9 protein-coding genes are annotated in these 5,878 nt (G+C 31.7%); all 9 read right to left on the bottom strand.

Annotated elements, in window-relative coordinates; genetic code table 11:
- A partial coding sequence (locus MR593_RS03700; RefSeq protein WP_290687014.1) for a branched-chain amino acid transport system II carrier protein occupies positions 1-632 on the bottom strand: 632 nt, incomplete at its 3' end.
- A gap of 218 nt (positions 633-850) precedes the next feature.
- Positions 851-1,744, bottom strand: a complete 894-nt coding sequence (ylqF, locus tag MR593_RS03695) for a ribosome biogenesis GTPase YlqF (RefSeq protein ID WP_290687013.1) — start codon at positions 1,742-1,744, stop codon at positions 851-853.
- A gap of 148 nt (positions 1,745-1,892) precedes the next feature.
- Complete coding sequence (gene rplS / locus MR593_RS03690) at positions 1,893-2,246, bottom strand: 50S ribosomal protein L19 (protein ID WP_290687011.1); 354 nt, start codon at positions 2,244-2,246, stop codon at positions 1,893-1,895.
- Between the two features lie 95 nt (positions 2,247-2,341).
- On the bottom strand, positions 2,342-3,037 hold the full coding sequence (trmD, locus tag MR593_RS03685) for a tRNA (guanosine(37)-N1)-methyltransferase TrmD (RefSeq protein ID WP_290687010.1): 696 nt from the start codon (positions 3,035-3,037) through the stop codon (positions 2,342-2,344).
- 8 nt (positions 3,038-3,045) lie between these two features.
- Positions 3,046-3,558, bottom strand: coding sequence for a ribosome maturation factor RimM (rimM, locus tag MR593_RS03680; protein ID WP_290687008.1), 513 nt, complete (start codon positions 3,556-3,558; stop codon positions 3,046-3,048).
- A 63-nt stretch (positions 3,559-3,621) separates the two neighbouring features.
- A complete protein-coding gene (locus tag MR593_RS03675; RefSeq protein WP_290687006.1) occupies positions 3,622-3,849 on the bottom strand; it encodes a KH domain-containing protein in 228 nt (75 codons plus the stop codon).
- 45 nt (positions 3,850-3,894) lie between these two features.
- The gene (gene rpsP, locus MR593_RS03670) at positions 3,895-4,143 is read right to left on the bottom strand and encodes a 30S ribosomal protein S16 (protein ID WP_290687004.1); all 249 of its coding nucleotides are present in this window, start codon (positions 4,141-4,143) and stop codon (positions 3,895-3,897) included.
- A gap of 44 nt (positions 4,144-4,187) precedes the next feature.
- Positions 4,188-5,540 (bottom strand): signal recognition particle protein, encoded by a 1,353-nt coding sequence (gene ffh, locus MR593_RS03665; protein ID WP_290687002.1) that lies wholly within the window; start codon positions 5,538-5,540, stop codon positions 4,188-4,190.
- A partial coding sequence (ylxM, locus tag MR593_RS03660) for a YlxM family DNA-binding protein (RefSeq protein WP_290687001.1) occupies positions 5,537-5,878 on the bottom strand: 342 nt, incomplete at its 5' end. The genes ylxM and ffh, both read right to left, overlap by 4 nt.

Below are 5,878 nucleotides of genomic sequence, written 5' to 3'. Positions count from 1 at the left end.
TATCCTTTTTGTGATAAACTCTTTATTAAAACAGCTGATAAACATATAGCTCCTAGTGCATCTAATGTTTGGTACCCTTGTAGTATCCCTTCACTAAATACATTTTGAATAGCTGCCTCTTCTAAATTTCCTATTGGATTTATTATACCTACAGCTATTATTAATAATAGACAAACTAATAATGCAGGCGTTAAATAAGATCCTATTATATCTACTACTTTAGATGGTTTTATAGTTAAAACTAGCGTTATACTAAAGAAAATTATCGAAAATAGTAGAGAATTGAAATTAGGCATAAGTGAAGCTATACCCATCTCAAAAGTCGTAGCAGCTGTTCTAGGTATCGCTAGAAGCGGTCCTAAGCATATCATTATAGCTGCTCCTAAAATAAGCGCAAATTTCTTGCCTGCCCTCTTAAACACTATTTCTGTATCCCCATTTGATTTAGCTGATGCCAGTATTGCAAGCAACGATAAACCTACATCTGCAATTATAAACCCTAAAAACCCTATTAAGAATTTCTCTCCAGTTATTACTCCTAAATACGGCGGAAATATTAAATTCCCCGCCCCAAAAAACATCGCAAATAGAGCAAAACCAGTTATAATTATGTCTTTGTTTTTTGTAGTCATGTTATTCCTCCTATGATGTCTCGTTGATTAGTCTATTATACCTAGATTTTATATAATAGTCAATAAAATAAAAATATATCTAATATTTTAATTTTACTGATAATTTTATATATATAGCAAAATCAACATTGCAAAAGATAAAGACATTAGAAATTTTTATATACTAAAAAACTGGCTTTAAATTTTTTATTTAAAACCAGTCTGCATAATTTATTTTATTATTTTATATCTTCAGGAACTTCTAGAGTTATCTTTCCTATTTTACCTTCTCTAAATTCATTTAAAACAGTTTTTGCTATTCTAGTATAGTCAAGTTCATTTTTACCTAAGATAAACCCTCTTTTTCTTCCTATCATCTCCATAGTTTCTAGAGGTTCTTCACCTAGAGAGTCTAATTTGTATCTAGCCTTTAGCTTCTCTGGTTCTATCTCAGACATCTTTTCTATGAATTTTAACCCTAAAGTATCAATATCTAGTATTTCGTCCTTTATAGCCCTTGTAAAGGCTAAATTTAAAGCTATATTTTGATCCTCGAATTTAGGCCAAAGTATACCTGGTGTATCTAAAAGCTCTAAATCTCCTTTAAGCTTTACCCATTGTTTTCCCTTTGTTACACCTGGTCTATCTCCAGTTTGTGTGCTTTTTCTTCCTGTTAATTTATTTATAAGTGAAGATTTTCCGACATTAGGTACACCGACTATCATAACTCTTATAGCTCTTTGTTTTCTGCCTTTTTCTTTAAGTGCGTCCATTTTTTCTTTAGTTACGTTTTTACACTCTTCTACAATTTTATTAACTCCGCTTCCTCTTAGAGTGTCTACTGGTATAGCCTTTATACCCTTGCTTTGATAGTAGCTAATCCATCTGTTTAATTTATTTTTGTCTGATAAATCGCTTTTATTTAAAACTACTACTCTAGGTTTATTTTTAGCTAATCTATCTATATCCGGGTTTTTACTACTTAGAGGTATTCTCGCATCTAAAAGCTCTATAACGACATCTACAAGCTTTAAGTTGTTTTGAACCATTTCCTTTGTCTTTTTCATATGTCCTGGATACCAATTTATATGTAGATTGTCGTCTCTTAAATATTCGTCGTATTCTCTTGTCATGTTATCACTTCCTTTTTTAATTATTTTCCGTTTAATTTATAATCATTTATATTATTTCCAATAACTTATGTATTTATCAATATATTTTCCCATATAAGACAAAAAGGAAAGCTCTAACGAGATTTCCTTTTATTTTAATAAAGACTTATTATCTTTTGTTTCTTGCTTCTTTAACTTTAGCAGCTTTACCAGTTCTAGTTCTTAAGTAATTGATCTTAGCTCTTCTTACTTTACCTCTTCTAGTAACTTCGATTTTTTCTATTTTTGGTGAATGAACTGGGAAAGTTCTTTCTACACCAACGTTGAAAGATATTTTTCTTACAGTGAAAGTTTCTCTATTTCCTCCACCTTGTCTTTTTATTACAACACCTTCAAATACTTGTATTCTTTCTCTTTTTCCTTCTATGATTTTAACGTGTACTTTTACAGTGTCCCCAGGTCCAAAGTTAGGAACTTCGTTTTTTAATTGTTCTTGTTCTAAAGCTTTTATTAATTCGTTCATTTTTCCTCCTAATATTTCATAGACGTTCTTAATTACTGACCAATGTAACAGAGGAACGCCCGTAGTCTCAACTTTTTTTATTATACTATAAAATATTATTTCTTACAATACTTTTTATATAAATCTTTTCGTCTTTTTTTAGTTATTTCAATAGACTGTTCTTTTCTCCACTCGTCTATTTTTTGGTGGTTGCCAGACAATAAAATATCTGGAACCTTAAGTCCCATAAATTCTCTAGGTCTCGTATATTGAGGGTATTCTAGTAGATTATCTTCAAATGATTCATCTTCAAATGACTCGTTTTGGTTTAATACTCCTGGAATAAGTCTAGCAACAGCATCTACAAGTATAAGCGCAGGAAGCTCTCCTCCAGTAAGTACGTAGTCTCCAACTGATATCTCATCTGTAACTATCAAATCTATTATTCTCTCATCTATGCCTTCATAATGTCCACACAGCAAAATAATATCATCTTCTCTAGAAAATCCCTTCACTATACCTTGATTTAAAACCTTGCCCTTAGGAGTCAGATACACAACTCTAGGGTTTTGTATATTATGAGTCTTAAGTATATGCTTATATGTATCGTAAATAGGCTGAGGAGTCATAAGCATCCCTGCTCCTCCGCCAAAAGGATAATCGTCAACCTTTTTATGTTTATTTGCTGAGAAATCTCTAATATTGTAAACAAATACCTCGATTATTCCCTTTTCTATAGCTCTTTTCATTATACTCTCACCAAAGTATGAATTAAATATCTCTGGAAAAAGCGTCATTATATGAAATCTCATTTTACCACCTAATCAAGCATTCCCTTTATAGGATCTATTATCATTTTATTTTCATCTAAATCTATAGTTGGCACGAATTTTTCAATTGATGGTATTAAGTATTCTTTATCTTTAGATGCTACTACATAGACGTCGTTTACAGCATGTTGCAGTACATCTTTGACAACTCCTACCTTCTCACCGTCTACTGTAAAAACATCCATTCCTATTAAGTCTGCTATAAAAAATTCGTCTTCTTCTAATTCTACAGATTCTTCTCTAGGGATGTACATATTTTTAGTTTTTAACTTCTCAGCCATCTCTATAGAATCAATGCCTTTTATTTTCATAATAACCATGTTACCTTTATATCTAACTCTCTCAACCTCGTATTTAGTATTTAGACCTTTTTCTAAATAAAAATACTCTAAGTCGTCGAAACGATATATGTCATTTGTATATGGGTAAACACGCACTTCACCCTTTAAACCTTGTGTATTTACTATTTGTCCTATTCTAAAAACAGTTAACTTATCAGCCATCTTCTCACCTCTTTTGTCATTTTTAGTATATACAAAAAGGACTAGGTATATACCTAATCCTTTTTATACTATCTCAAGAGAAACCTTAAGGTGCTCTTTATTTCCAGCAGATTTTAACACAGTTCTAATAGCCTTAGCTATTCTCCCTTGTTTTCCTATAACCTTGCCCATATCATCTTGAGAAACTGAAAGCTTTAGGATTATTTCACCCTTTTTCTTAGTTTCTTCAATGCTCACCTCATCAGGATTATCAACTAGAGCTTTGACAATATCTAATACTAGCTCTTTCATATTTTCCATCTCCTAAAATGTTACATATAAACTAATTTTAGTTTATTATTTTTCTATTATTCCTTGGCTTTGTAATAATTTTTTAACTGTATCTGTAGGTTGAGCTCCAACTTTTAACCATTTGTTAGCTTTTTCATCGTTTATTTTTATTTGTTTTGGTTCTGATACTGGATTGTAGTATCCTATTTCTTCTATGAATTTTCCATCTCTTGGTGCTCTAGAATCTGCAACTACTATTCTGTAGAAAGGTTTTTTGTTAGCACCCATTCTTTTTAATCTTATTTTAACTGCCATTTTATATACCTCCGAAAATTTTTCTATTTTAGTTTTTAATTTATTTATTTAAAGAAAGGAAGTCCGGGAAAACCGCCTCTTTTCTTCATACCCTTACCACCAGAAGTAAACATCTTCATCATTTTTCTCATTTCAGTTAATTGTTTTATTAGTTTATTTACTTCTTGTACACTTGTTCCACTACCTTTTGCTATTCTTCTCTTTCTTGATGCATTAAGTATTTGTGGATTTCTTCTTTCTTCGACTGTCATAGATTGTATTATGGCTTTTATTCTGTTCATTTCCTTGCCATTCATATCTACATCGCCGATTTGATTTTTTAAATTTCCCATTCCTGGAATCATTCCAAGTATTTTTTCCATAGAACCCATTTTTTGGATTTGTTCCATTTGATCTAGGAAGTCTTCAAAATCAAATTCTTGTTTTTTAAGCTTATCTCCTAGAGCTTTGGCCTTTTCCATGTCCATTGTCTCTTGAGCTTTTTCGATTAAACTAAGGACATCTCCCATGCCTAATATTCTAGAAGCCATTCTATCTGGATAAAAAGGCTCTAAATCATCTAGCTTTTCACCCATACCTATAAATTTTATAGGTTTTTGTGTTACAGCCCTGATTGAAAGTGCTGCTCCACCTCTAGTATCACCATCTAATTTAGTAAGTACAACTCCGTCAATGCCTAAAATCTCATCGAAGCTTTCAGCCACATTTACTGCATCCTGCCCTGTCATTGAATCGACTACTAAAAGTATTTCATGTGGTTTAACATCTGCTTTTATAGATTTTAATTCATTCATCAATTCTTCATCTACATGAAGACGACCTGCTGTATCTATTATAACTAAATCATTGTTGTTTTTTATAGCGTGACTAACTCCTGCTTTTGCAATATTAACTGGATTTTCTTTGTCGCCCATATTAAATACTTCTATATCTAAACTTGAACCGACAACCTCTAATTGTTTTATTGCAGCTGGTCTATATACGTCACAAGCTACAAGTAGTGGTTTCTTTCCTTGTTTTTTGAAATATCCACCGATTTTACCAGCTGTAGTTGTCTTACCTGCCCCTTGCAAACCTACCATCATTATAATTGTAGGTGGCTTAGAAGCTATCGAAATTTTACTTTGGACATCTCCCATCAAAGCAGTAAGCTCTTCATTAACTATCTTTATAACATGTTGTGCTGGAGTTAAGCTTTCCATAACCTCTTGTCCAACACATCTCTCTTGCACTTTTTTTACAAAATCTTTTACGACTTTAAAGTTTACATCGGCTTCAAGTAATGCAAGTTTTACTTCTCTCATAGCTGCCTTTACATCTTTTTCTGTAAGTTTTCCTTTTGATCTTAACTTACCAAGAGCACCTTGCAATTTATCAGATAAACCTTCAAATATCATTTTAACAACTCCCTACATATTTCTTCTATATTTTCTAGCTTAGGGATTAAATCAGCACAATCTCTATTGTGCAATAAATCTTCTTTAATGTCAATAATTTTCTCCCCAATAGATTTAAGGAATTTTTCTTGGTCTTTTGACTTAGCTACTAAATGTAGTTTACTTTCGTATTCTCTAAGTATTTTTTCTGAACGCTTTAATGTGTCGTAAACTCCTTGTCGTGATACACCTAAATTTTCACTGATTTCTCCCAAAGAATAATCTTCTTCATAGTAAAGAGATACCATTTCTCGTTGTTTATCAGTAAGCAATTCTTTATATTGCTCAAATAATAACCC

Source organism: Intestinibacter sp. (assembly GCF_022780145.1).
Lineage (GTDB): Bacteria > Bacillota > Clostridia > Peptostreptococcales > Peptostreptococcaceae > Intestinibacter.
This window is presented reverse-complemented; position numbering and strand designations above follow the sequence as displayed.

Bases quoted from the DNA above. Each gene is read 5' to 3' on its own strand.
- ylqF (WP_290687013.1), bottom strand. From the start codon at position 1,744: ATGACAAGAGAATACGACGAATATTTAAGAGACGACAATCTACATATA.
- rplS (WP_290687011.1), bottom strand. From the start codon at position 2,246: ATGAACGAATTAATAAAAGCTTTAGAACAAGAACAATTAAAAAACGAA.
- trmD (WP_290687010.1), bottom strand. From the start codon at position 3,037: ATGAGATTTCATATAATGACGCTTTTTCCAGAGATATTTAATTCATAC.
- rimM (WP_290687008.1), bottom strand. From the start codon at position 3,558: ATGGCTGATAAGTTAACTGTTTTTAGAATAGGACAAATAGTAAATACA.
- MR593_RS03675 (WP_290687006.1), bottom strand. From the start codon at position 3,849: ATGAAAGAGCTAGTATTAGATATTGTCAAAGCTCTAGTTGATAATCCT.
- rpsP (WP_290687004.1), bottom strand. From the start codon at position 4,143: ATGGCAGTTAAAATAAGATTAAAAAGAATGGGTGCTAACAAAAAACCT.
- ffh (WP_290687002.1), bottom strand. From the start codon at position 5,540: ATGATATTTGAAGGTTTATCTGATAAATTGCAAGGTGCTCTTGGTAAG.